Source organism: Paenibacillus sp. EB106-06-01-XG199, from assembly GCF_058791575.1.
This window is the reverse complement of sequence record NZ_JBYTDQ010000010.1, coordinates 1-25,106: the sequence shown is the minus strand read 5'-3', so window position 1 is coordinate 25,106 and position 25,106 is coordinate 1. Positions and strand designations below refer to the sequence as shown.

The window sequence follows — 25,106 nt, the reverse complement described above, 5'->3', positions numbered from 1 at the left end:
AAGAGATTAAATAGTGAGTGAAAAGGGAGGTGATCCGATAATATTCTTAAAGCTTAGCGCTGGGAGAGGATTGCAGTTGCGGCACCAGATGATACTTCGAAGATTGTGCAAACGATTTGCCGCAACCACGCAAGTTTGTATAACTTTTAACTATCAATCCTTCTGTGTTCAGACAAACCGGAGACGCAGGGAGTGGGTAGGCCAAAGCTCCTCGTTTACAGGTTCATTGTTGCTATGGAACGATTTCATGGCTGAACGCGTGTCAGAACTCCTGTTGTATTCATTTATAAGTTCGTCGAGCACCATTGATTGATGGAGCACGGCGGGATGGCCCAGAGTATATTGATTTTCCAACTTATTCAGCTTATACCGGGCTTGTTCAATGCGTTGTTTCAAACATTCCGCTTCCTTCACTCTTATCCCTCCTCATTTAAGTATTTTAGAAGAGTATTTCTTTTTCCAGTGAAAATTTTTTTCAGAGAATTCCCATAGAAACTAAAAAAACACAGCCTGAGCGGCTGTGTCCGGTATACATCATATGATGAACTATTGTTTCAGCATCCACTTGAGCAGGTCCGGCATGCTGGCCCATAAACGGGAGTGCATGATGACATATTCAATCGCTTCATTAGAATCTCCCAAGCCTACAAAATCCGGCAGGTTATGCGGCAGCCGCTTCACGCCCAGTAAATAATCCGGAACATGCTTGTTCACGCCACGCGCCACACGGTACAGCATCTTGAGCTGGGAAGTAATTCCGTTCTTCTTGTATTCAAGGACAATCCGGTCATAAGCAAACGCGGCCGCTGCATCGTCCTTGCCATATTTCTTCAGCACACGTTCTGCATCATTCAACCGGTTGGTGTACAAGTACGCAGCGGCCAGCAAATACCGCGCACCGGTATTGTCTTCCGGATTAAGCTCCATGATGCGTTCCAGCATCTGCGCCGCTTCTTCCGCGTTGCCACTGAACCAGCAAGACTCGGCATAGCTCTTGCAGACGCGGATGTATGGACGGGTTTCATGCAGGCCCCAGAAGTATCCTTTATTTTGGCTAAAATACAGCTCACCCAGCTCACGCTCACCCGCAGCAATTCCTGCTTTGAGGTAGGCACGCGCCTCCTGCTCATTCTCCGATTCCTCAGCCAGAATAAGATAAGCGTCGGAATTGTCCGGATACAATTCAAGTGCAGCTTCAGCCAGTTGAATCCGCCGTTTAGTAGAAGTGGCTGAAGCTGCCTGATACAGAAGAGCCTGTGCTTTCTCCTTAGGAGTACCCGGACCGTTCAGTACTAGCAGCTCGTCAGACTCGCCGCCCATACCGTATTCCTCCACGTAGTTAAGCATTTCCTTAACCTTGCGGGAAATCGTAGCCGCAGTAACCTCATATTTGGTTGCAAGTTCCGCCTGCGAAATCATAAAGCCGTACTCCTCGGACAGCAAATACTCGATCGCGGCACAGAAGGAGCCCATTTTCTTCACAGCAGGTTTAGTCTGGCGGGAGAAGCCGTTCCAAAGCACTAATGCTTCAAAAATCAGCTCCCGCTCGTACTGGTTCCTCATGCTTTCGATAAGCTGCATCGCCAGCTGCTCGTGGGCCGGATGCTCCCATTTCAGCTCGCGTGTTACCATCTTTTTCAGCTTGGTCAGGGTTAGCTTGCTCTCTGGGCGAAGGACAGGCTCCAAAGCCTCAGGGCTGATGACAGATTCAGTTACTGCAGCCTCACGGGCTGCCGCCTCCTCCGTTGTTACGAGCCGAAGTATGGATTCAACCGCTGAGGTTTCTTTACCAAGGCAGCATCTTTTATATTTTTTCCCGCTTCCACATGGGCACAAGTCATTTCTTCCAACCTTACTCAAAAATAATTCCCCCTTAAATCTGTGACTAGCCATACACATAAGCGCATCGCTACTTTTGCACTATAAGTATCATTTCCCGGCAAGACGTATTCTATATTACGGGAACTTCACGGGCACTCCAAAAACCTAATTTAAAAAAGGCCTTTCCATGAAAGGAAAGACCCTTTATCTGTATATATCCGCACATTTTCCCCCGTACGAATTGTATTATAGCACTTCTTCTATAACTTGTCAGTCCTTTTTTGGGACTAATAGCGTAAAAATTTGCTAGGCTGCAGTCCTTTATCCTCAGATGAGCGCCTTCATGGCGATGTCACTGCGGCTCTGCTTTCCCTGGAAAGATATTGTTTCTGCACTGGCATATGCGGCCGCACGGGCATCCGCAATACTCGCGCCCCTGCCGACAACACCAAGCACCCGTCCGCCATTCGTAACCCAGCTTCCATCTTCACCGCGTGCCGTTCCGGCATGGAAGATCAGCGCGTCCTGGCTGCTCTCCAGACCGGAGATAGGCACATCTTTAGGATAAGGACCCGGATAACCCTCCGAAGCCAGCACTACGCATACAGCCGCTTCATCGCTCCACTGAATCTCAATATCCGCCAGCCTGCCCTCAGTGACAGCCAGAAAAATCTCCAGCAGATCACTCTTCAGCCTAGGCAGTACGACCTGCGTCTCGGGATCGCCGAAGCGGGCATTGAACTCAATCGTTTTCAGCTTGCCATCCGGTGAAATCATCAGCCCGGCAAACAGTACGCCGCTAAAAGGGCGGCCTTCGGCCACCATGGCTTTGGCTGTTGGCTCGATGATTGTCTCCACCGCCTCGCGGATAATATCCTCAGCGATGTGCGGCAGAGGTGAATACGTGCCCATTCCGCCGGTGTTCGGTCCTTTGTCGCCGTCGAATATCGGCTTGTGATCCTGCGCCGCCGCCATTGGCCGCACCGTTTCACCGTCAACAAACGCAAGAATCGACATTTCCTGCCCGGCGAGGAATTCTTCGATGACTACCTGCGCACCGGCTTCCCCAAATACCTTGTCCACCATAATATCACGCAGCGCCTGCTCGGCTTCTTCACGCGAATAAGCTACGGTAACGCCTTTGCCCGCAGCCAGGCCGTCGGCCTTGATGACGATCGGCAGCTCCTGTCCGTGCAAATAAGCAAGCGCCGCTTCATAACCGCTGAACTTCTCATAAGCTGCTGTCGGAATGCTGTATTTGTGCAGCAGGTCCTTCATGAACGTTTTGCTGCCTTCGATTTCAGCTGCATTCTTGCGCGGGCCGAACACAGGAATATTCTGCGCTTCAAAGACATCAACGATACCTGCCGCGAGCGGATCATCCGGTCCGATAACTACAAGACCAACCTCACGCTCTTTGGCAAAAGCAGTCAGCCTGTCGAATTCGAACACGCCGATCGGCACACATTCGGCAAGCTGCGCGATCCCGGCATTGCCGGGTGCACAGTAGATTTTACCGGCCTTGGGGCTTTGGGATAGACTCCAGATGATCGCATGCTCCCGGCCCCCGCCGCCAACCACTAAAATATCCATATATACGAAATCCTCCCCGGGCTTCTAGTGTTTGAAATGGCGGACGCCGGTGAAGACCATGGCAATTCCATATTCATTCGCAACCTTGATGGATTCCTCATCCTTGATCGAGCCGCCCGGTTGAATGACTGCGGTAATTCCAGCCTTCGCAGCCATTTCCAGCGTATCGCCCATCGGGAAAAAGGCATCCGAAGCCAGTACAGCGCCCTTGGACTTCTCTCCGGCCTGTTCAATGGCAATTTTGGCCGCTCCGACACGGTTCATTTGTCCGGCACCTACACCAACAGTCATATCATCGGCCGCCAGTACAATCGCATTGGACTTCACATGCTTAACCACTTTCCAGCCGAACAGCAGCTGCTTGAGCTCTTCTTCGGTTGGCTTGCGGGTAGTGACCACTTGAAGCTCTTCCGGATTCACGGAGTGCACATCGCTCTCCTGCACCACCATACCGCCTTCAATGGAGGTAACGACAAAGTTGCTCTTGCGTGCAGAGGCCGTGCTTAAGCTGCCGATTTTGAGCAGGCGGATGTTCTTCTTCTTCGTAAGGATCTCCAGCGCTTCTTCTGTGAAGCCCGGTGCCAGTACGATCTCCAGGAAAATATCCTTCAGCAGGTTAGCGGTATCCGCATCAATAATACGGTTCGCAGCCACAATCCCGCCGAAAATGGAGGTTGGATCAGCATTGTAGGCTTTTTGGTAAGCCTCGTATACACTTGCGCCTACGCCCACGCCGCATGGATTCATATGCTTAACGGCCACAACCGCCGGCTCTTCGAATTCTTTGACGATTTGCAGCGCCGCATTGGCATCGTTAATGTTGTTGTAGGACAGCTCTTTGCCGTGCAGCTGCTCAGCAGCCGTCAGCGTATCCTGCGCAGCGAGCGGCTTGCGGTAGAACGCCGCCTTCTGATGCGGGTTCTCCCCGTAACGCAGATCCTGAATCTTCTCGTAAGTCACCGTATAGCGCTCCGGCAGCGGTTCACCGGTCACATTAGCCAAATAATCGGCAATCAGGGCATCGTAAGCCGCCGTATGGCGGAACACTTTTGCCGCAAGACGTTTGCGGGTCTCAAGGGTCGTATCTCCGCCTGCGCGTACCTCATCAAGCACACCTGCATAATCGGCCGCGTCCACCACCACACTGACAAAAGCATGGTTCTTCGCCGCCGAACGCAGCATCGTCGGTCCGCCGATATCGATGTTCTCGATAGCTTCCTCGTACGATACATCCGGCTTGGCGATCGTCTCCGCGAACGGATACAGGTTCACCACGACCAGATCAATGTAGTCCAGCCCAAGCTCGGTCATCTGACGCGTATGCTCCTCGTTGTCACGAACAGCCAGCAGGCCGCTGTGTACGGCGGGATGCAGCGTTTTGACGCGTCCGTCCATAATTTCCGGGAACCCAGTGACATCGGAAATACCGATGACTGGTACACCTTCTTTAGCCAAAAGTGTGCTAGTGCCGCCTGTGGAGATGATTTCTACGCCCAATGCAGACAACTCGCGGCAAAAATCCACGATGCCCTGTTTATCCGATACGCTGACCAGCGCTCTTTTGATACTCACTTTGAATAGTCCTCCTCCGGATGATGCTCGATTAGTTGTGTTTGAATGGTTAACGAATAAACCAGCCTTGCCAAATCACTGAAATTTCAGCAGCTTACAGCATTCTTCCTAAGGTATAAATCAGGCATTCCATCACTCTCCGACACCCTTTGCCCGCTTGTGCAATATTTCCCGAGAAATATCGGAAGTGACCGCAGAGATTAACCTTTGTCGATAAAAAGCTCAGCGCACCGCGCAATCCGCCAGTATTTAACGCTATAGACGTGCTACACAATGCTGTTCTAAAAATTTCTGCGGAATCGCAGCTCATGTCCATAGTATGCGACACAGGATGACTTCATTTATGGCAAGCTCCCTGTCCTTAGCAGCAATCGTGCCTATACTTCTATTTGGAAATTGTAGCTTTTCTTCCGTCCAGTCCAATTTTCCCGGCGGCAAAAGCAGATACTACCTCAGGGTAAAGCTCATACTCTACCTGATGAATTCGTCCGGCAAGGGTTTCCACTGTATCTTCGGCCTCTACGGCAACGCCGCGCTGGGCAATAACCGGTCCGGTGTCCATGCCCCCATCGACAAAATGCACCGTAACCCCCGTCAGCTTCACACCGTAGTCCAATGCCTGGCCGATGGCATCCTTGCCGGCAAAGGCTGGCAGCAGTGAAGGATGAATGTTGATAATCCGCCCGGCGTAAGGTGTAAGCAACACCGGAGTAATCAGCCGCATATATCCCGCCAGTACGACAAGCCCGATATCCCGGCGCTGCAGCTCGGCAACAATCTCCGCTTCATACAGCTCCCGGCTTGCGAATTCCTTCGGCCGCAGCAGGAGGGCAGGAATCCCCGCTTCCTCCGCACGCTGTGCCACTAGCGCTTCCGGCCTGTCAGATACCAGCAGCTCAATGCGGCCTCCGCCAAGCTTCCCTGCGTTCTGAGCCTGAACCAGCGCGGCAAAATTGCTGCCCTGCCCGGAGGCAAACACAGCGATCCGGCTGTACTGCATCACACTTCAGCTCCCGTAAAGGTAACCTTGCGTTCCCCTTCCGTTACTGTGCCGATCAGATAAGCCTCTTCCCCGCCTGCTTTCAGCAGTTCCAGCGCTTTTTCTCCGTCTTCAGAAGACACTACCAGCACCAGGCCTACGCCCATGTTGAAGGTAGTGAACATATCGCGGTTACTTACATTGCCTTTGCTCTGCAGCAAGCCGAAAATCGGCAAAATCGGCCAGGAGCCATAATTAATCTCCACATTCACATGATCCGGCAGTACGCGTGGAATGTTCTCGATGAACCCGCCTCCGGTAATATGCGCCATGCCTTTGACCGGCAGCTGTTCCAGCAGCGCGAGCAGCGGCTTCACATAAATCTTCGTCGGAGCCAGCAGCACATCCACCAGCGGAGCTCCAAGCTCAGGGACCACATCGTTCAGCGCATAGCCGTCTTCCTCAAGCAGAAGCTTGCGTACCAGTGAGAAGCCGTTGCTGTGCACACCGCTGGACGCGAGACCGATCACCGTATCTCCCGGTGCGATGTTCGCGCCCGTAACCAGCTTCGCTTTGTCGGCTACGCCAACTGTAAAGCCGGCGATATCATATTCGCCCGCCGAATACATCCCCGGCATCTCAGCCGTTTCGCCGCCGATGAGCGCGCAGCCTGCCTGGTGGCAGCCTTCCGCGATGCCGGCAACAATAGCCTCGATCTTCTCCGGCACAACCTTGTCGCAGGCGAGATAATCGAGGAAGAACAGCGGCTCTGCGCCCTGCACTACAATATCATTCACACACATGGCTACGGCATCGATGCCAATCGTGTCGTGGCGGCCGGCCGCGAAAGCGATTTTGAGCTTTGTACCCACGCCGTCAGTTCCCGATACGAGCACCGGTTCTTCATACTTGTCCTTATTGAGACCAAACAGCGCGCCGAATCCGCCCAGCTCCGTCATAACCTCCGGACGGTACGTGCGCTTTACATGCTTCTTCATGCGTTCAACGGCTTCATTGCCAGCCGCAATATCCACTCCGGCGTTTTTATAAGCTTCCGACACTTTTGGACACCTCATTATTAGTTAGTTTAGAGCGCGTTTCGGGGCGGCAGGGATTGGGTGTGTGGTTCTTGGACGCCATTGCGATGAATGTTTGGACTTCCGGTCGCTGTTATATATGGATTTCCTGATTTAAACCGCTCTTCGCGGTAGAAACCCAAATATATAAGCATCTGCTTTCGACGCGAGCTTTCCTGCGGAAAGCTTTCAGGCGAACGCTAACGCTCCTACAGTTCCAAAATTCCTCTCCATGGCTTCCGAACCACTCCGGGGCAAACCCAGCCGCAAGCCGCTGTACGCGCCTTGCACAGCAGCAGCAAGACCTCGGCGCTTGGCAAAGACAAGCGCCTCCTCAGCGAGAGAACCACCGATTTTGCGCAGCAAACAGGATGGGTTCTTGAGTACTTGATCTTGGCGCGCGGGGCAAAGCCGGGCGCGCCTTGAGCGAGAGAACCCCCGATTTTGCGCAGCAAACAGGATGGGTTCTTGAGCACTTGATCTTGGCGCGCGGGGCAAAGCCGGGCGCACCTTGAGCTCAAGAACCCCCGATTTTGCGTAGCAAACAGGGCGGGTTCTTGAGCCTTTGATCTTGGCGCCCGGGACAAAGCCGGGCGCGCCTTGAGCGAGAGAACCACCGATTTTGCGCAGCAAACAGGATGGGTTCTTGAGCCTTTGATCTTGGCGCGCGGGACAAAGCCGGGCGCGCCTTGAGCGAGAGAACCCCCGATTTTGCGCAGCAAACAGGATGGGTTCTTGAGCCCTTGGCCCGGCGAGGCAGCATGCCGCCAGGACGCGGAGCGCCGTAGAGCGTGTCCCGGCCGTGCGAGCACACAGGGACAAAGCGGGCACCCGCACCCCAGCCTTCTTAGCAAGTTAAAAGCAAACTCCTACCGCCAAACTTTCGGGTGGCCGGAGGGCAGAGCCCTTCGGAATCCCCCTTCGCAAGGGGGACTTAGGGGGATGGGCGTCAGCAACTGCACCCGTCCTTCTCTTCCCCGCCGAAATCCACCTGCGTCGGGTAATCGTTATCGAAGCAGGACAGGCATAAACCGCCTTTGTAATCATCGCTATTATAGCCGCCGATGGATTGGATCAGCCCTTCCGGTGAAAGGAAGGCCAGGGAATCGGCGTTGATCTCCTCGCACATTTCCTGAATACTCTTATAGGAGGCGATGAGTTCACGCCGGTCAGGTGTATCAATGCCGTAGAAGCAAGGGTTCTTAAATGGCGGCGAGGTAATCCGCACATGCACTTCAAGCGCCCCGGCCTCGCGCAGCAGGTTCACGATCCGGCGCGAGGTGGTGCCGCGTACGATGGAATCGTCGATCATGACGACGCGCTGTCCTTCAACGACCCGGCGCACCGCGCTCAGCTTCATCTTCACGCCTTGCTCACGAAGCTCCTGGCTCGGCTGGATGAACGTCCGGCCTGTGTATTTGTTCTTGATCAGTCCCAGCTCATAAGGGATACCTGTTTGCTCGGCAAAGCCGATGGCTGCGGAGATACTGGAATCCGGTACGCCGGTTACAATGTCTGCATCCACAAAAGCTTCAAGCGCCATCCGGCTGCCCATCCGCTTGCGGGCGGAGTGCAGGTTCGATCCGTTCAGGTCGCTGTCCGGCCGGGCAAAATAGATATATTCCATGGCACAAAGCGCCTTGCGCTTCGGCTCAGCGAAGCGGTCTTCCCGTAAGCCGTCCTTATCAAGCACGAGCAATTCACCCGGCTCAATATCACGTACCAGCTTGGCACCGATAACTTCCAGCGCACAGGACTCTGAAGCGAAGACATAGGCTTCACCGAGCTGGCCCATGACGAGCGGACGAAGTCCGTGCGGATCAGAAGCAACGATCAGCTTGTCGTTGGTCATCAGCAGGAAGGCGAAACCGCCGACCAGCTGCTGCAGGGCATCTTTGGTGGCTTCGACAAAATCCTTCTGCGAACGTGCGATCAGATGCGCCAGTACCTCGGTATCGCTTGTAGTCTGGAAAATAGAGCCGCCTTGCTCCAGCTGCTTGCGGATCAGCGGTTCGTTGACAATATTGCCGTTGGTGGCAATGGCCAGATCGCCATCACGGTATTTGAAGACAAGCGGCTGCGCATTGGTCAGCCGGCTGTCGCCGCTGGTGGAATAACGCACATGGCCGATGGACATGTCACCAACCAGTGAAGCAATTTTATCTTTATCGAATACTTCCTTGACGAGGCCCATGCCGCGGTGATAGTTGAAGTCGCGTCCGTTTGCCACGCAGATGCCCGCGCTTTCCTCTCCCCGGTGCTGCAGCGCATGCAGTCCATAATAAGACATGGAGGCGGCTTCCGGGTGTCCGAAGACCCCGAATACGCCGCATTCTTCTTTTAAAGTGTCAAAAATATCTCCCGATCCCGATCCTTCGTTGTAAAAATCGCCGGTCCACAGGATAGGAGCCGCCTGCTCTTTCCCGGTCTTTATTTCATAAGACATGGAATAGCATCCTCCCAAATGGTTTTTAGTTCCGTTACAGCTTCATCCAATGCAGCCGTACCGTCTAGGGCCAGGCGCAGTCTGTCCCCGCCGACGGTTCCGATGATTTCCACCGGCACGCCGTAAGCGGCAACTGCTGCTTTCAGCTCTTCCGCACGATCAGGAGCAGCGGTCAGTACGATACGGGATTGGCTCTCGCTGAACAAGGCCACATCGGGCCGCAGCCCGTTCGCGGACAGCTCTACGTTAGCGCCAATACCGCCGCTGATGCAGCTCTCTGCCAGTGCAGCCGCAAGGCCGCCTTCGGAAAGGTCATGCGCCGAGCGGACCAGACCGCCGCGGATCGTGCCAAGCACAGCATCCAGCAACTTTTGTTCAGTAGCCAAATCCAGTGCCGGCGGACGGCCTTCCGTCAGGCCATGTACAGCATATTGGAACTCACTGCCGCCAAGCTCAGCCTTGGTCACCCCAAGCAGCAGAATGGCGTCACCCTCTTGCTTGAAGGCTTGAGTGGTAATGTGATCGGTATCTTCCACGAGACCCACCATGCCGACAACCGGTGTCGGATAGATCGCTCCGGAAGCATTTTCGTTGTACAGGCTGACATTTCCGCCGATAACCGGCGTATCCAGCACACGGCAGGCTTCCGCCATGCCGTCTACCGCACGTTCCATCTGCCAGAAAATCTCCGGCTTCTCGGGACTGCCAAAGTTCAGGTTATCTGTAATCGCCAGCGGTTTAGCCCCGGAGCAGACAATGTTGCGGGCCGCTTCGCTGACGGCAATCCGGCCACCGACTTCAGGGTCCAGATAGACATAACGGCCATTGCAGTCCGTAGTCATTGCCAGGCCTTTGCGTGTGCCGTGGATCGTAACCACTGCCGCATCGGAACCGGGACGAACCGCTGTGCTGGTGCGAACCATATAGTCATATTGGTTGTATACCCATGCTTTGCTTGCTACGGTAGGGGAAGCGAGTACCGTGCGCAGCGCGCCGCCCAGATCGGTAACCTCGGCATAACGCAGAGTATCGACCGATGCATTCTCTTCATAATAAGCAGGAACTGCTGACGGTTTGTTGTAGATTGGACACTCATCTACTAGAGCCGTTACCGGCATATCGCCGACAACCTCACCGTGATGGAACAGCTTCAGGCGGCCGTCATCGGTTACCTTGCCCACTTTGCGGCAAATGACGCCCCAGCGGTCAAAAATCTCCTGTGCCTGCGCCTCATCCTTAGGCTCCACCACAAACAGCATCCGTTCCTGTGATTCCGACAGCATCATCTCGTAAGGTGTCATGCCTTCTTCACGCTGCGGCACCTGATCCAGATACAGCTCCAGGCCATTGCCCGCTTTGCTGGCCATTTCTGCGCTGGAGCAGGTCAGGCCTGCCGCGCCCATATCCTGAATGCCAAGCACGATGCCGCTGTCGATCAGCTCCAGGCAGGATTCCATCACCAGCTTCTCCATAAACGGATCCCCAACCTGCACCGCTGTCTTCTTGGCTTCCGACTCCTCGCTCAGCTCCACGGAGGCAAACGTCGCCCCGTGAATACCATCACGCCCTGTAGGCGGACCTACGTAGAATACGGGGTTGCCTACACCTTTGGCGACACCGCGCTGGATTTTATCGTGGTCGATCAACCCGACACACATCGCATTGACCAGCGGATTGCCGTCATAGCTGTTGTCGAACATGATTTCGCCGCCCACAGTCGGAATACCAATACAATTGCCGTAACCTGCGATACCGGATACGACATGCTCGAACAAATATTTTACCCGGTCGCTCTCTAGCTTCCCGAAACGCAGGGAGTTGAGCAGTGCTACCGGTCTAGCACCCATGGAAAAAATATCGCGGATAATCCCGCCCACACCTGTAGCCGCACCTTGATAGGGCTCTACCGCCGACGGATGGTTGTGGCTTTCGATTTTGAATACAACCGCCTGGTTGTCACCGATATCGACAATGCCGGCGCCTTCGCCCGGTCCCATCAGGACACGCGGCCCGCTTGTCGGGAACCGGCTAAGCAGCGGCTTTGAATTTTTGTAGGCGCAGTGCTCGGACCACATCACGCTGAACACACCGATTTCCGTATAGTTAGGCTTGCGGCCCATGAAGGATGTGATCAGTTCATATTCGCTGTCCGACACGCCGAATTGACTGTAGATTTTCTGCTCCGCGATTTGCTCTGCGGTCGGCTCCTTAGCGGATACTTGCTGCTTCATAACGATCCCTCCAGCTTTTGAGTATAGATGTAAACATCCGTTTGCCGTCTTCCGAGCCCAGCAGACTGTTCGCTGCACGTTCCGGGTGAGGCATCATGCCCACCACATTGCCCGCTACGTTGCTGACGCCTGCAATATGGGATACCGAACCGTTCGGATTGTCGCTATATGTGAATACGATCTGATTGTTTGCTTTGAGCGACGCCAAAGTCTCTTCATCACAGTAATAATTGCCTTCGCCATGCGCGATCGGGATGACAATCTCTTCATCCTTCGCATAATCAACAGTAAACGGGGTTGTGTTATTAACGACCTTAAGCACGGTATCATGACAGCGGAATTTCATCGACATGTTGCGGCGCAGCGCACCCGGCAGAAGTCCAGCTTCGGTCAGAATCTGGAACCCGTTGCAGATGCCAAGCACGAATTTGCCCTGCTCCGCAGCTTTGGCCACTTCAGCCATCACCGGAGCAAACCGGGAAATCGCGCCGCAGCGCAGATAGTCACCATAAGAGAAGCCGCCTGGTACTAGAATGCAGTCATACGCCGACAGGTCTGTCGCAGTATGCCACACATAATCCACGGGTTCGCCAAGGCTGTCTTCTACCGCCTTATAGCAGTCAATGTCGCAATTCGAGCCTGGAAAGACGAGTACAGCAAATTTCATGACTTTTAGTCCTCCAATTCGTATCGGTAATCCTCGATCACCGTGTTGGCCAGCAGCTTTTCGCACATTTCCTTGAGGCGTCCTTCCGCTTCGGCGCGGTTATCTGTATCGAGAGTAAGCTCCATATATTTGCCGATACGCAGACTTTCAACTTCCTGGAACCCTACCGAATGCAATGCTCCTTGCACGGCTACACCTTGGGGGTCGAGCACGCTTTTCTTGATGGTGACATAGACTGTCGCTTTTAACATACGCTTGTAGTTCCTCCTAAAATTTTATGGGCCTCAATGGGCAATCAACAAGAATTAACAAGAACTCGGTTGTACCTGTGCTCACTATTGAGATAACTGCATTCTGTACAGCTAAATTCCTTTTATTTCGGTCAAAATCCACTTTAGTTGCATTCCATACAGCTATATTTTGAAATAACCGCCGTTCCAGGCTTGTTCGCCTGATTTAGTTGTACCGGATACATTTAAAAGGCAGCCCGCGGCGATTTTGCTCAAAATAACTGCAGAGAATGCAACTAGCGGATACACTACAGCTGGCCAAGTTAATAAACTATAAAGACTTGCCGGTAAGGCGATGATAGATGTCCAGATAACGGCGGCTCGTTTCTTCCACGACTTCAAGCGGCAGCGGGTCCGGCGTGCTGTTCTTGTCCCAGGAGGATGCGGCAAGATATGTCCGGACAGGCTCTTTGTCCATGCTGTCAATCTCAATATCCAGACTGTATTTATCTTTGGCCCAGAAGCGGGATGCATCAGGGGTGAAAATCTCGTCGATCAGAATCACTTTGCCGTCCAGCAGACCGAACTCAAACTTGCAGTCCGCAAGGATGATACCGTGCTCTTCACAGTACTCTTTGGCAAAAGCGAACAGCTTCAGGCTTTTCTCCTTCAGCTCAAGCGCCAGGTCGGCACCGATCAGCTCCTGCATCTGCTCAAAAGAGATATCCTCATCATGGCCTACATCATTTTTGGCCGCAGGGGTGAAGATCGGCTGGGCCAGTACAGCGTTTTTGCGCAGGCCTTTGGGCAGTTCGATTCCGTTAACTTTGCCGGTCTCCTGGTACTGCCGCCAGCCCCCCCCGGTGATGCAACCGCGCACGACACATTCAATATCAATGCGCTCTGCTTTGCGGACAACCATGATCCGGTTCTTGAGCGCCTCTCTGTCGCGTGCGATATCTCCTAGCTGGTCCACATCAATATGCACGACATGGTTCTCCATCAGGTCCTTCGTCAAGCCAAACCAGAAAGCGCTGAGCCGGTTCAGCACATTGCCCTTCTCCGGCACCGCCGGATCAAGCACATAATCGAATGCAGAGATCCGGTCCGTAACAACAATCAGGGTCTGTTCACCCAAGTCATACAATTCGCGAACCTTTCCTTTATAGAGCAGCGGTGCATTTACGAGATCCACAGCCGTGGATACGGCAGGGTGTGTCATGACCTTTCCTCCCTTGAACAAATGATCTTGCATATATTAGATAAGCTCCAGCTTACGGAAGATAGTGTCGACATGCTTAAGGTGCCATGTAGGGTTGAACGCATCTTCAATCTCTTCCGGGCTAAGTACAGCGGTGATTTCAGGTGTGGCTTCGACGATGTCGCGGAACTGGGTTTGCTCTTCCCAAGCCTGCATCGCACGAGGCTGAACGGTATCGTAAGCCTGCTCGCGGCTGAAGCCCTTGTCGATCAGCTTGGTCAGGATACGGCCGGAGAACGGCACGCCGAAGGTCCGGTTCATATTGCGCTTCATATTTTCCGGGAACACGGTCAGGTTCTTCACGATGTTGCCGAAACGGTTCAGCATATAGTTGAGCAGCATGGTCGCATCCGGCAGGATAATCCGTTCCACCGAAGAGTGCGAGATGTCGCGTTCATGCCACAGCGGTACATTCTCATAAGCAGTAACCATATGACCGCGAATGACACGCGACAGGCCGGAAATATTCTCGCAGCCGATCGGATTGCGTTTATGCGGCATGGCGGAGGAGCCTTTTTGACCTTTGGCAAAAGCCTCTTCCACCTCGCGGATTTCACTCTTTTGCAGCGCGCGGATCTCGGTGGCGAACTTGTCCAGTGAAGTGGCGACCAGCGCCAGCGCAGCCATATATTCGGCATGGCGGTCACGCTGCAGGGTCTGCGTGGAGATCGGTGCCGGGCTGGTGCCCAGCTTGCGGCAGACGAACTCTTCCACGAACGGGTCGATGTTGGCATAAGTGCCGACCGCGCCGGAGATTTTACCGAACTGCACGCCGTTCGCGGCATGGCGGAAGCGCTCCAGGTTGCGTTTCATTTCCTCGTACCACAGCGCCATCTTGAGTCCAAAGGTCGTCGGCTCGGCGTGAACGCCATGTGTGCGTCCCATCATCGGCGTATCCTTGTAAGCTACCGCTTTATCCTTAAGAATTTCAATGAAGTTAATGATGTCCTGCTCCAGAATTTCGTTCGCCTGGCGCAGCAGGTAACCCAGCGCCGTATCGACAACATCCGTGGAGGTTAATCCGTAATGCACCCATTTGCGCTCCGCGCCAAGGCTTTCGGATACCGCACGGGTAAAGGCGATCACGTCATGGCGGGTTTCAAGCTCAATCTCGTTGATGCGTTCAATATCAAACTTGGCGTCCTTGCGCAGCTTAGCGGCGTCTTCCTGCGGAATAACTCCCAGCTCCGCCCAGGCTTCACACGCACATATTTCCACTTCGAGCCATGCATTGAATTTATTTTCTTCGGTCCAAATGGCCCGCATCTCAGGTCTGCTGTATCGTTCGATCATATCTTGTCAGTTCCTCCAAAGGTTAGTTTGCTCCACCCAGGACAGACCGTCTCCGGTGTCCTTGCAGAGCAGGTTGATATGGCCCATCTTGCGGCCGGTCTTGCTCTCAGTCTTGCCATATATATGAAGCTTGGGTGAAATCCCCAGCCGGTTTGCTGCTTCGTCCATCCCACTAATCCGCTCTATTGCCCCGTCCTGATGCTGCCCAAGCACATTCACCATGACTACAGGAGTCAAAAGCGAGGTATCTCCAAGCGGCAAGTTGCAGATCGCCCGGACATGCTGCTCGAACTGCGAGGTGACGCAGGCGTCCATCGTGTAATGCCCTGAATTATGCGGGCGCGGAGCCAGTTCATTGACGAACAATTCTCCGTCGTCTGTAACAAACATCTCTACCGCCAGCAGTCCGACGGCATTCAGTCCGGACACCAGCTGCTCGGCAAGCTCGCAGGCTCTCCGCTGAATCTCTTCCGGCACACGGGCAGGCACAATCGACAGATGCAGGATGTTGTTCACATGAATATTCTCGGCAGGCGGAAAGCTCTTGACCTCACCGGATGCGCTGCGGGCAGCAATGACAGAGATTTCGCAGCTAAAAGCAACGAATTTCTCCAGCACCAGCTCCGGCATAACGTTTCCGGCTGAGGCTGCGGAATGGGTGGAGCTGTCTGTTCCGCCAGCTTGGGGCGCCTCCTGCGCTCCGCCAGCTTCCGGCGCGACCTGCCGGAAGGCTGCTTCCAGCTCTTCCGGCCGGCGGATGACGGCTTGTCCCTTGCCGTCATACCCCCCTGTGGCTGTCTTCAGCACACAGGGCAGGCCCAGGTCGGCGGCTGCGGCGTTCAGCTCCTCCAGGCTGCCGACCTTGCGGTACGGGGCAACGGGCACGCCTGCCGCCTCGATGGCCGCTTTCTCGCGCAGCCGGTGCTGCGTGGTGTACAGCAGCGCGCTGCCCTGGGGCACGTACGACTCTGCCGTCAGCAGCGCGGCCACGCCCGCATCGACGTTCTCGAACTCGTACGTGATCACGTCCGAGCGGTGCGCCAGCTCCCGCGCCGCTTCACGGTCGTTGTACGCCGCGTGTATCTGCGGCGTCACCTGCCCGCAGGGCGCATCCGGCGCCGGGTCCAGCGCCACGAAGCGGTAGCCCATGGCGCTGCCGGCCAGCGCCATCATCCGCCCGAGCTGGCCGCCGCCCAGCACGCCGATGGTTGCACCGGGGCGCAGCGTCCGGGGCCTGTCTCCACCCGGTGCGGCGAGTCCGTAGGACACCGCTGCCTCCTGGCCTTGAGCTTTCAGGTCATTCTCTTCGCCCCGCTGTCCAGCCTGTCCCTGCTGTGCCAGGACTTCCAGGCCATTCTCTTTGCCCCGCTGTCCAGCCTGTCCCTGCTGTGCCAGGACTTCCAGCCCATTCTCTCCGCCCCGCTGTCCAGCCTGTCCCTGCTGTGCCAGGACTTCCAGGCCATCCGCTGCTTCGCCCCGCGATTGTCTCCCATCCCGCATCGTGCTCACTTCCAAACCGTCCGGCTTCAGTTCTTCCGGTTTCATAAGGTGTCGCTGCTTTCCAGCACTTCGCGCTCTGTAGCTTCGCGCCGCTGCTGCACCCGGCTCTGTACCTCTGGCTCGAAAGCGCCGATGATCTGCGCCGCGAGCAGCCCTGCATTGACGGCCCCGGCCCGGCCAATGGCTACTGTCGCCACCGGAATGCCGCCCGGCATCTGCACAATGGAGAGCAGCGAGTCCAGGCCGTTAAGCGCCTTGGACTGCACCGGAACACCGATAACGGGCAATACCGTCTTCGCTGCCACCATTCCCGGCAGATGCGCCGCGCCGCCTGCTCCGGCGATAATAACGCGAAGTCCGCGGCCCGCCGCTTCCTCCGCATAACGGAACATCAGATCCGGTGTGCGGTGTGCGGAAATCACTTTTTTCTCATAAGGCACACTCAGCTCTTCCAGCACCGCACAGGTATGCTCCATCGTTTCCCAGTCGGATTTGCTGCCCATAATAACCCCAACTTGCACAGACATGACTCAACCTACCTTCCGTTCCCGATATAGATACTCTTATCTGCTTTAAGTTTGTCCCATTTCCCGCAAGTTTCCCATAATTCCGAAAAAAAAAGCCCGGATTCCAAACGCATTCTGCTGCGGGTGGACCCAGACTACTGCAGGAATCAGGAGGGACTACCCCATCTGTCTCCGCCTCGGCAGAGCATACAGGGACAAGCACATAGTGCACTGCCCAAATACCCCGGGGCGCTCTGATGGCCATTCTAGTCATCCTATTTCCTCGTAGTCCGGGAATTTACGGTTGCCGGGTAGAAACTTCCGGGCCTTATCCCCGGTTTTATACGAGCTCTTCATAGGTTCAGTTTAACAATGGCCTACACTTCATGTCAACTTAAACACGAACATTGTAAAATTTACACGTTAAATCGTTCGCTTTTTGCCAATTTCTAATTCCTGTTCTTGGCTAATTGGGCAGGGAAACTAAAGAAAAAGGGGGGAACACCTTTGTGCTCCTCCCAGAATAAAATCTATTATTTTACGACCAGTACCGGAATACGGGCGCTCTGCACCACATTATGGCTTACGCTGCCCAGAACAAATTCACGTATTCCGCCAAGACCGCGGCTGCCGATTACAATAACATCCACATCATGCTCCTTGGAATAATTCAAGATCACTTCTGCAGGAGATCCTTGCAGCAGCTCCACCGTAGCATTCAGTCCTTCCGCTTCAAGCCGGCTCTTCACTTCTTCTGTGGTCTGCACCGCCAGATCATAGTAATCTTTGTTTACAGAAGCTGGTAGAGGTGCAAGAGCTTCCCCAATAAAAAAGCGCGGGAATTCAAATGCGTGTACAACGTAAAGAGATGAACCCGGAGTTACCTTAGCCAGCTCGATCGCACGCTCCAATGCCTGATTGGATGCCTTGGAACCGTCATAGGCGAGCAAAATTTTTGAGAATAACATGTACGCCACCTCTTTTTCTGTTTTGTGTAGCCATAACGTAATTCAAAAAAGCTTACCTTAAAAAGTACCCATACAGCAGGATATTAAGCAGCAACAGCAGCGGAATTCCGATCCTGAAAGAAGTATGCCGCGTCTTGTGGCGCTTGCGGTACATGGCAGTCAGCACACCCAGCGCACCGCCCATAAATGCCAGCAGAAAAAGCGTCTTCTCAGGTACGCGTTCCCGCCTTGTTCGGGCCTTGTTCTTGTCCTCGGACATTACCACATACCCGATAATATTAATTAGTGCAAACCACAGCAACACACCCTTGACCATTCCTTCCGGCTCTCCTCCCTCTTATCCTATCTACTTCATATTATAGTACCCTTTCCGGCAAAAAACCAATAATCCTCACATTACCTGCCACGCATGCGCCCTTGTTTTCCTGTTATTTCGCGGGACCCGCCAGCATCCGTAATCCATACCCAGGATAATACGGCAGCAAGGGCTGCCGCGATCCCTCCCAGCCAGAATCCGCCGCTTAAGCCATAAGCAGAGCTCATCCACCCCGCCACAAATGGCCCTCCTGACATGCCAATCGCATACACCGCCTGATAGAAGCCCATCGCAGTTGCCCGTTTAAAGGGCGCCACTCCCGATACCGATTTGCCAAGCAGCAGCGGAAAAATAAGTCCCTGCATAAAGCCGTTCCCGATTTGTGTCGCACACAAGGCGGCAAGCGTCGGCATTGAAGGAATCAGCAGCGTGAACAGCGCGCTTCCGGCAAAACCCAGCAGCAGAGTCCCCCGGTCGCCAAGCAGCCTGCCAAATAGACGGGAACCATAGAGTGTCGCAATGGCATGGGGCAGCATAAATGCCAAAGTCAGCCAGCCTAAGCTCTCCTTGCTTGCACCGATGTCCAGCGCCTGGTTCGGAGTATAGCCGAACATTGTAATAAAGAGCACACAGTGCGCCAGCACGGATAACAGCGAGACTTTGACCAGCAGCGGCTCTTTAATTACCGCAGCAAGGTCTTTAAGCTGGATCGCATTCTCCCGCTTCTCCTGCTGCTGTTCCGGCAGACGCAGGGCGAGTACCAGAGCCGCTATCGCCACAAGCCCCCCGATAACAAACGGGGCATTCCAGCCCCAGTGCTCCACCATGTAGCCGCTGATCATCATGCTCATCAACTGGGCGATGACCGTAGTGAACTGCAGCATACCCATCGCTTTTCCCGCTTCCTCTTTCGGAAAATAGCCGGCAAACATCACCGAGTACACTACCCAGGCGGAGGCTGCTATTCCGGATACGGCACGAGCCGCCAGTGCCCAGCCCGGATGCGCTCCCGCCATAAACAGCAGGCAGCTTGCGCCGCTGGCGATCAGCCCCAGATAAATGAACGGCCGCCGCCGGTTCAAATAATCCGAGCCGATTCCGATCGGCAGCCGGAACAGAATCTGCATCAGACCGTATATCCCCAGCACTGAGCCGACCATAACATACGAAGCTCCGAGATGCTCCACATAGGGAGAGAGCACCGGAACATAAATATATGAAGAGAACCAGAACATAAAGACGATGACCAGGAAGAAGAAACGGCTGCATTCCTTAGTCTTTGAACCTTCTACCGCCTGGGCCCCGTTTTCTTTTGGCTTAGGCACTGTCACTTTACCACCCGCTTATTCATTTTTTAGAGTTGCTCCTGCTCTTTTGCCGATCTTCTTAGTAAAACATATCTGTCTTTTGTTTGACAGCCCTAAAACGGAAAGTGATTTGGAACCTGTATCTCTCCAAGACTTCGGTGCATGCAGCACCCAAGTCGCCCTTCTTAACCTAAATAAGCCTGCCGGGGATTCCGGCAGACTTATTTAGGTTTCTTAATCTATAGTTTAAAAGTCCGCTCCACAGAGGTTATTACGGTTAATCCCCCTTCTGCTTGGCCTCCATTGCCGCTTTGAGCAGCTCACCCAGATTCGAGCCTACGCTTTCAGGTTTGCTGTACTGCTGCACCAGCTTCTGCTGCTCACGTTTATTGATATGCTTGTGGTCCTTGTCCATCGTCTCTGTTATTCCGCAGCCCAGACACTGCACATAGAGACCCGCCTTGCCTTCCTTAAGCTCCATTTTCTTATGGCACTGCGGACACCGGCGGTTCGAAAGCCGTTTCTCTCCGGCACGGGTATAGCCGCAGTCATCAGCAGGGCAGACCAGCAGCTTGCCCTTTTTGGTCTTCTTCTCCAGCATTCTTGTCCCGCATTCAGGACAATGGCTGCTGGAGACATTATGCGGCTTGTATTCTGCGCCGCTGCTCTTGACGCCGGATACGAGCTCCTGCGCCATACTGCGGATGCCTTGCAGAAAAGGCTCGGGCCGCCCTTGTCCGCGGGCAATCTTCTCCAGCTCGGCCTCCCAGCGCGCCGTCAGCTCCGGCGTGCGCAGCTGCGCCGATACTAGTTCAATTAACTGCTTCCCTTTGCCTGTCGGGTGAAGAGAATTGCCTTGCCGCTCGATAGTATCCGAGCTGACCAGCTTCTCAATGATATCGGCCCGGGTTGCGGGTGTTCCGAGGCCATGCTTCTCCATCTGAGTCAGCAGCGAAGCCTCGTTATACCGTTTGGGCGGCTGTGTCCGCCCTGGACGGATCACACAGCGCAGTACCTTAACGGCCTCACCTTCACGCAGCTCTGGCAGCTTCACACTGCTTGCCGCAGGCTCATCGGCTGTATTGTCTTCTTCGTCGTCATTGCTCATATCACCGCCGTATACCTCACGCCAGCCTGCGTCCTTTACCGTGGTGCCTTTCACATGAAAGCTCTCGCCTTCCACGCTTACCGTGACGGCCACCGCGTCATAACGGGCCGGCGGATAGAACAGGCTGATAAAACGCCGCACGATCAGATCATAGAGCTTACGTTCTTCCGCACTAAGCAGATTTAAGAGCACTGTCTGCTCCGTAGGAATAATGGCATGGTGATCGCTCACCTTGCTGTCATCTACTATCCGCTTTGTAATGGGCAGCGGTTTACGCAGCAGCGGCCGTGCCAATGCCGCATAGGGTCCGACAGCGATGCTGTCCAGCCGCTCCTTTAACGTTCCCGTCATATCCGAGGTTAGATAACGGCTGTCCGTACGCGGATAAGTGACCAGCTTATGCTGCTCGTACAGACGCTGCAGCACACTGGATGTTTGTTTTGCCGAGAAGCCGAACTTGCGGTTGGCATCCCTCTGCAGCTCGGTGAGATCATACGCCAGTGGATGCGGCTCGCTTTTCTCGCTTTTTTGCACCTTGGCGATACGCCCGCTGCGGCCGGTAAGCTTGTCATTGAGCTTCGCTGTCTTCTCCTTGTCAAAAATCCGGCCATCCCCGCCCGGAGCACGCCAACCCGCCTGGAAATTCCCGAAATCTGCGGTCAACATCTCATACTCCTGGGAACGGAAGCCTGTAATTTCGTTCTCCCGGTCCATGATCATGCCGAGCGTGGGTGTCTGCACACGGCCTGCCGACAGCGGAGCACCGAACTTGCAGGTTAAAGCACGCGTAACGTTAAGACCAATCATCCAATCCGCCTCTGCGCGGCAGCGCGCCGATTCATACAGACGGTCAAAATCCCGGCCCGGACGCAGTGACGCAAATCCCTCTTTGATCGCCTTATCCGTCTGCGAAGAAATCCATAGACGCCGGAACGGCTTTTTCCAGCCGGCCATATTCATAATCCAGCGGGCCAAAAGCTCCCCTTCCCGCGCTGCATCCGTTGCAACGATCAGTTCGTCGATATCCTGGCGTTTCATCAGCTGCTGCACAGCCTTATACTGCTGGCTTGTCTCACGCAGCACCTTCAGTTTGGCCTTCTCCGGCAGAATCGGCAAATCCTCCAATGCCCAAGAAGCAAATTTATTGTTATAGTCTTCAGGCTCTGCCAGACCAACCAAATGCCCTAAAGCCCAGGTAACTACATATTTCGGACCTTCAATATAGCTCTTCTGTTTATTCCCGCAACCCAGCACCCGTGCAATCTCACGCGCAACCGACGGCTTTTCCGCCAATACCAATACCTTCATAATTCTCTCCCTCCCTTGCCAACAACCTATTATACCATGATCTAAAAGACCGCAAATATCGTCAGGCTGAATTCTGCCTCCACATTATACAATAGGCTGTATCCGTTATACGAAAGGAGTCACAGCAAATGTCCAAGCAAGAAGTGTATAATGTCATACCAGTAGGTGTGGTTGCCGGGCAGCCTGACAATCTGCGTCTTGAGCTTAAACCTGAATTTCGCCCTGCCTTGAAAGGCCTGCAAAATTTCAGCCACTGCCAAATCCTTTGGTGGATTCATGAGTTTGCAGATGACCACTTCCGGCAAACCACACAGGTTCAGCCTCCATATGAGGCACCTGTAAGTGGAGTTTTTGCTTCCCGCTCTCCTGTCCGCCCCAATCCTTTAGGCCTTAGTGTAGCTGCCATAGTGTCTGTCGATATGGGATCGGGCATTGTGGAGGTTGCCGGACTGGATGCTTACCCTGGTACGCCAATTCTCGATATCAAGGCTTACTTTCCCAGTACGGACCGCGTCAAAGATGTCTCTGTCCCTGAATGGGCCGCCGGCTGGGGAGACTGGGTAGCTGATTAATTATTGTGATAGCTGCTCAGCTGCAGCAAATCACATTTTATTCCATTAATTCTTGAGGGGGTAGACATGAACAATTCCCAGCTCATCGTCCAGGCTTTGGACCATATTGAAGCTGAACTGAAATCTCCATTGTCTGTCACTGCCCTCTCCAGGAGAACCGGCTATTCTCTGTATCATTTCATTCGTTTATTCCAGGCCATTACGGGGATAACACCGGGGGATTATATAGCCAGACGCAAAATTACCGAGGCTGCCAAGGATCTTAAACGATGGCCGGAGCGTTCTTTCCAGGACATTGCACTGGATTATCATTTTAACGACTACGAGACCTTCACCAGGGCCTTTAAAAGGTTGCTGCATACCACACCGACGCAGGTCCGCAATAAACGAAATAATCCTCTGCTTCCACTGCTGCACCGGCTTCACGAACAGGATCTGCTTCATTTGCCTGTAGTTCAAGGAACGCCTCCGCAGATCGTAAAGCTAGATGAAATTACTCTCAAGGGACCTATTGTGAACGTTATCGCTGACTATTCTGTAATCTCCGAAGCCTGGTCCCAGCTGTTCACCAGAGTGCCCAGCCTGCACGGCCGCAGGCTTCCCGAACGGTATTATCAAGTGGGCTACTGGGCTGACGATTTTGAAAACAGCGGGGCTTCCTTTATATGTGCTTGCGAGCTTTACCCTCAGCCAGAGATATCGGGCCGTCATCAATATGCCGTAACTCAAACCGCTTATCGCCATTCCGCCTCTGAACAAGCGCAACTATCGGCAGATTTTCCTGTTTATACCTTGCCTGCAGCCACCTATTTAAAGTTCATACATAAAGGGTTGTCGAAGGATGTCTCTTATACCTACAAATATATTTATGAGACTTGGCTTCCAAAAAGTGAATACCGGCTTTCCCTGCCTTACGAATTCGAATATTATGGCGAGCAATATCTGGGCCCGGATGACAAAGATTCAATAAGCGAGATTTATGTTCCCTTGGAACTGCTATAACACAAATGTCCGTATCTGCTAAGCAGACACGGACATTTGTATAGGGGGGTCTAAGTATCGGATAGTTCCCCCTCATGTATAATTCCTATATGTATTTCCGTTAATGTACTTCTTCACCAAGTTCCAGACAAGCTGCAAATGATATGACCTGCTCCAGCTTTCCCTGAACAAATGCACCTTCACTTGTTAGCAGTGACCGCACAATCATCAGTTCATCCCCATACTTTGCCTCCTGTACATAAGTAATCCGGAACCGCTTCAGTTCCTTCAAACCCCATTCTTCCAGAGACAAAACATCGCAGCATAAATCACCATAACGTGCATTGTTCAAATGATTATTGCTGTCCAGACCACTATATCTGACCTGATACCGGTAAGCTTGTTCCATGGAGATGTCCTGAGGAATGGTTACCTTATCTGGAATACTGCCGACCGAATCACCTTCATAATGCAGTACTGATATGGGAAGAGCAGATGGCCGCAGCAGCTTACGCTTCTCCGTATCCACAAGCGCCCAGATTGAACGCGCCACAGCTACCTCTGTATGATCCTTATCATAAATACGGTAGTCACGCTGCCACATGGCTCCCTTGGTCCCTTTACTCCATGTGTGCACTGTCAACTCATCATTCAGCCGGGGGATGCGTTGAAACTCCAGATCAAGAGTGATCATCATCCAGCCCATCCCTGCCTCCAGCATCTGTTCAAGACTGAGGCCAAGTGCACTTACCGCTGAGTCAGCCGTACGCTGCATCATTTCCAGAATAAAAGACAGCTTAGCCTGGGAACGGTAATCCGTATCGCTGGCTTGAACTACAAATCGTTCTATCCACACAAGATTGTCTGTATTATCCACTGAAATATCCCCTTTACTTGCCAAGCTCCTTATTATCAACATTAAAATTCACATATATCCACAAATACTCAATACTATCCACATTAATTGGGGAGTACTTTTGATTCGCTGTATGTTTCATGATTCTTATCCACATGTGGACAAGTTTTTCTTCTGTTCACTTTATCCCCTATCCTATCCACATTCAATAGCCAGCAGTTAAATCTTAACGCAAAAGGCAACAAAAAAGCCACTGTTGAGAAACTCAACAATGGCTTTGTGTGCTTGGCGGCGTCCTACTCTCCCAGGACCCTTCGGTCCAAGTACCATCGGCGCTGGAGGGCTTAACGGTCGTGTTCGGGATGGGTACGCGTGGAACCCCTCCGCTATCGCCACCAAACGGGCATTTACAGCGTAAATGCTTCAGGAACCTTAATTCCTGAAAACTGAATCCGAAACGAATCTGCGTCTTAATTTGTTGGATAAGCCCTCGACCGATTAGTATTGGTCAGCTC

21 protein-coding genes, 1 rRNA gene and 1 riboswitch are annotated in these 25,106 nt (G+C 53.5%); of the genes, 2 read left to right on the top strand and 20 right to left on the bottom strand.

Features of this window, described 5'->3' with window-relative positions; genetic code table 11:
* Nucleotides 1–168: 168 nt before the first annotated feature.
* The 18 genes from AC3WT9_RS27990 to AC3WT9_RS27905 all read right to left on the bottom strand — a co-directional run bounded on the left by AC3WT9_RS27990 (nt 169) and on the right by AC3WT9_RS27905 (nt 22,182).
* Nucleotides 169–414 (bottom strand): aspartyl-phosphate phosphatase Spo0E family protein, encoded by a 246-nt coding sequence (locus AC3WT9_RS27990; protein WP_341089688.1) that lies wholly within the window; start codon nt 412–414, stop codon nt 169–171.
* A 132-nt stretch (nt 415–546) separates the two neighbouring features.
* Nucleotides 547–1,860, bottom strand: coding sequence for an SEC-C metal-binding domain-containing protein (locus tag AC3WT9_RS27985; RefSeq protein ID WP_341089686.1), 1,314 nt, complete (start codon nt 1,858–1,860; stop codon nt 547–549).
* Nucleotides 1,861–2,148: 288 nt separating this feature from the next.
* Nucleotides 2,149–3,414, bottom strand: coding sequence for a phosphoribosylamine--glycine ligase (gene purD, locus AC3WT9_RS27980; protein ID WP_341377236.1), 1,266 nt, complete (start codon nt 3,412–3,414; stop codon nt 2,149–2,151).
* Between the two features lie 24 nt (nt 3,415–3,438).
* A complete protein-coding gene (gene purH / locus AC3WT9_RS27975; RefSeq protein WP_341089681.1) occupies nt 3,439–4,986 on the bottom strand; it encodes a bifunctional phosphoribosylaminoimidazolecarboxamide formyltransferase/IMP cyclohydrolase in 1,548 nt (515 codons plus the stop codon).
* 385 nt (nt 4,987–5,371) lie between these two features.
* Nucleotides 5,372–5,986: a phosphoribosylglycinamide formyltransferase gene (gene purN / locus AC3WT9_RS27970; protein ID WP_341097537.1), complete on the bottom strand. Its 615-nt coding sequence runs from the start codon at nt 5,984–5,986 to the stop codon at nt 5,372–5,374.
* Nucleotides 5,986–7,026 (bottom strand): phosphoribosylformylglycinamidine cyclo-ligase, encoded by a 1,041-nt coding sequence (gene purM, locus AC3WT9_RS27965; RefSeq protein ID WP_341377235.1) that lies wholly within the window; start codon nt 7,024–7,026, stop codon nt 5,986–5,988. The genes purN and purM overlap by 1 nt, the downstream gene beginning before the upstream one ends.
* 964 nt (nt 7,027–7,990) lie before the next feature.
* Nucleotides 7,991–9,487 carry an amidophosphoribosyltransferase gene (gene purF / locus AC3WT9_RS27960; protein ID WP_341377233.1) on the bottom strand — a complete coding sequence of 499 codons (1,497 nt, stop codon included), beginning with the start codon at nt 9,485–9,487 and terminating at the stop codon, nt 7,991–7,993.
* A complete protein-coding gene (gene purL, locus AC3WT9_RS27955) occupies nt 9,472–11,718 on the bottom strand; it encodes a phosphoribosylformylglycinamidine synthase subunit PurL (protein ID WP_341377232.1) in 2,247 nt (748 codons plus the stop codon). Before purL ends, purF begins: the two co-directional genes overlap by 16 nt.
* Complete coding sequence (purQ, locus tag AC3WT9_RS27950; protein WP_341089673.1) at nt 11,696–12,385, bottom strand: phosphoribosylformylglycinamidine synthase subunit PurQ; 690 nt, start codon at nt 12,383–12,385, stop codon at nt 11,696–11,698. The genes purL and purQ overlap by 23 nt, the downstream gene beginning before the upstream one ends.
* 5 nt (nt 12,386–12,390) lie before the next feature.
* Nucleotides 12,391–12,636, bottom strand: coding sequence for a phosphoribosylformylglycinamidine synthase subunit PurS (gene purS, locus AC3WT9_RS27945; RefSeq protein WP_019913657.1), 246 nt, complete (start codon nt 12,634–12,636; stop codon nt 12,391–12,393).
* A gap of 310 nt (nt 12,637–12,946) precedes the next feature.
* Nucleotides 12,947–13,837 carry a phosphoribosylaminoimidazolesuccinocarboxamide synthase gene (locus tag AC3WT9_RS27940; protein WP_341377231.1) on the bottom strand — a complete coding sequence of 297 codons (891 nt, stop codon included), beginning with the start codon at nt 13,835–13,837 and terminating at the stop codon, nt 12,947–12,949.
* Nucleotides 13,838–13,873: 36 nt separating this feature from the next.
* Nucleotides 13,874–15,169 (bottom strand): adenylosuccinate lyase, encoded by a 1,296-nt coding sequence (gene purB, locus AC3WT9_RS27935; RefSeq protein WP_038585664.1) that lies wholly within the window; start codon nt 15,167–15,169, stop codon nt 13,874–13,876.
* A 6-nt stretch (nt 15,170–15,175) separates the two neighbouring features.
* On the bottom strand, nt 15,176–16,342 hold the full coding sequence (purK, locus tag AC3WT9_RS27930; RefSeq protein ID WP_445935378.1) for a 5-(carboxyamino)imidazole ribonucleotide synthase: 1,167 nt from the start codon (nt 16,340–16,342) through the stop codon (nt 15,176–15,178).
* Nucleotides 16,343–16,710: 368 nt separating this feature from the next.
* Nucleotides 16,711–17,196 carry a 5-(carboxyamino)imidazole ribonucleotide mutase gene (gene purE / locus AC3WT9_RS27925; RefSeq protein ID WP_341089667.1) on the bottom strand — a complete coding sequence of 162 codons (486 nt, stop codon included), beginning with the start codon at nt 17,194–17,196 and terminating at the stop codon, nt 16,711–16,713.
* A 245-nt stretch (nt 17,197–17,441) separates the two neighbouring features.
* A riboswitch (purine riboswitch) is annotated at nt 17,442–17,543 on the bottom strand.
* 165 nt (nt 17,544–17,708) lie between these two features.
* On the bottom strand, nt 17,709–18,143 hold the full coding sequence (locus AC3WT9_RS27920; RefSeq protein ID WP_038585655.1) for a universal stress protein: 435 nt from the start codon (nt 18,141–18,143) through the stop codon (nt 17,709–17,711).
* A 52-nt stretch (nt 18,144–18,195) separates the two neighbouring features.
* The gene (locus tag AC3WT9_RS27915; RefSeq protein ID WP_038585652.1) at nt 18,196–18,459 is read right to left on the bottom strand and encodes a DUF1294 domain-containing protein; all 264 of its coding nucleotides are present in this window, start codon (nt 18,457–18,459) and stop codon (nt 18,196–18,198) included.
* 80 nt (nt 18,460–18,539) lie between these two features.
* Complete coding sequence (locus tag AC3WT9_RS27910) at nt 18,540–19,784, bottom strand: MFS transporter (RefSeq protein WP_341377228.1); 1,245 nt, start codon at nt 19,782–19,784, stop codon at nt 18,540–18,542.
* 259 nt (nt 19,785–20,043) lie between these two features.
* Nucleotides 20,044–22,182 (bottom strand): DNA topoisomerase III, encoded by a 2,139-nt coding sequence (locus AC3WT9_RS27905; RefSeq protein ID WP_340894976.1) that lies wholly within the window; start codon nt 22,180–22,182, stop codon nt 20,044–20,046.
* 128 nt (nt 22,183–22,310) lie between these two features.
* Here AC3WT9_RS27905 and tsaA point away from each other — a divergent pair, with 128 nt between their 5' ends.
* Together tsaA and AC3WT9_RS27895 are read left to right on the top strand one after the other, a co-directional pair.
* Nucleotides 22,311–22,754, top strand: coding sequence for a tRNA (N6-threonylcarbamoyladenosine(37)-N6)-methyltransferase TrmO (tsaA, locus tag AC3WT9_RS27900; protein ID WP_341377227.1), 444 nt, complete (start codon nt 22,311–22,313; stop codon nt 22,752–22,754).
* Nucleotides 22,755–22,820: 66 nt separating this feature from the next.
* Nucleotides 22,821–23,756, top strand: coding sequence for an AraC family transcriptional regulator (locus AC3WT9_RS27895; RefSeq protein ID WP_341377226.1), 936 nt, complete (start codon nt 22,821–22,823; stop codon nt 23,754–23,756).
* Nucleotides 23,757–23,856: 100 nt separating this feature from the next.
* Here AC3WT9_RS27895 and AC3WT9_RS27890 read toward each other — a convergent pair whose 3' ends face one another.
* Both AC3WT9_RS27890 and rrf read right to left on the bottom strand, forming a co-directional pair.
* Entirely contained in the window at nt 23,857–24,612 is a 756-nt protein-coding gene (locus AC3WT9_RS27890) for an acyl-[acyl-carrier-protein] thioesterase (protein WP_341089663.1), read from the bottom strand.
* 262 nt (nt 24,613–24,874) lie between these two features.
* Nucleotides 24,875–24,991: ribosomal RNA gene (rrf, locus tag AC3WT9_RS27885) — 5S ribosomal RNA — on the bottom strand.
* Nucleotides 24,992–25,106: the final 115 nt, after the last annotated feature.

Bases quoted from the DNA above. Each gene is read 5' to 3' on its own strand.
- purD (WP_341377236.1), bottom strand. From the start codon at position 3,414: ATGGATATTTTAGTGGTTGGCGGCGGGGGCCGGGAGCATGCGATCATC.
- purN (WP_341097537.1), bottom strand. From the start codon at position 5,986: ATGCAGTACAGCCGGATCGCTGTGTTTGCCTCCGGGCAGGGCAGCAAT.
- purF (WP_341377233.1), bottom strand. From the start codon at position 9,487: ATGTCTTATGAAATAAAGACCGGGAAAGAGCAGGCGGCTCCTATCCTG.
- purL (WP_341377232.1), bottom strand. From the start codon at position 11,718: ATGAAGCAGCAAGTATCCGCTAAGGAGCCGACCGCAGAGCAAATCGCG.
- purQ (WP_341089673.1), bottom strand. From the start codon at position 12,385: ATGAAATTTGCTGTACTCGTCTTTCCAGGCTCGAATTGCGACATTGAC.
- purS (WP_019913657.1), bottom strand. From the start codon at position 12,636: ATGTTAAAAGCGACAGTCTATGTCACCATCAAGAAAAGCGTGCTCGAC.
- AC3WT9_RS27940 (WP_341377231.1), bottom strand. From the start codon at position 13,837: ATGACACACCCTGCCGTATCCACGGCTGTGGATCTCGTAAATGCACCG.
- purB (WP_038585664.1), bottom strand. From the start codon at position 15,169: ATGATCGAACGATACAGCAGACCTGAGATGCGGGCCATTTGGACCGAA.
- purK (WP_445935378.1), bottom strand. From the start codon at position 16,342: ATGATGGCGCTGGCCGGCAGCGCCATGGGCTACCGCTTCGTGGCGCTG.
- purE (WP_341089667.1), bottom strand. From the start codon at position 17,196: ATGTCTGTGCAAGTTGGGGTTATTATGGGCAGCAAATCCGACTGGGAA.
- AC3WT9_RS27920 (WP_038585655.1), bottom strand. From the start codon at position 18,143: ATGTTATTCTCAAAAATTTTGCTCGCCTATGACGGTTCCAAGGCATCC.
- AC3WT9_RS27915 (WP_038585652.1), bottom strand. From the start codon at position 18,459: ATGGTCAAGGGTGTGTTGCTGTGGTTTGCACTAATTAATATTATCGGG.
- AC3WT9_RS27905 (WP_340894976.1), bottom strand. From the start codon at position 22,182: ATGAAGGTATTGGTATTGGCGGAAAAGCCGTCGGTTGCGCGTGAGATT.
- tsaA (WP_341377227.1), top strand. From the start codon at position 22,311: ATGTCCAAGCAAGAAGTGTATAATGTCATACCAGTAGGTGTGGTTGCC.
- AC3WT9_RS27895 (WP_341377226.1), top strand. From the start codon at position 22,821: ATGAACAATTCCCAGCTCATCGTCCAGGCTTTGGACCATATTGAAGCT.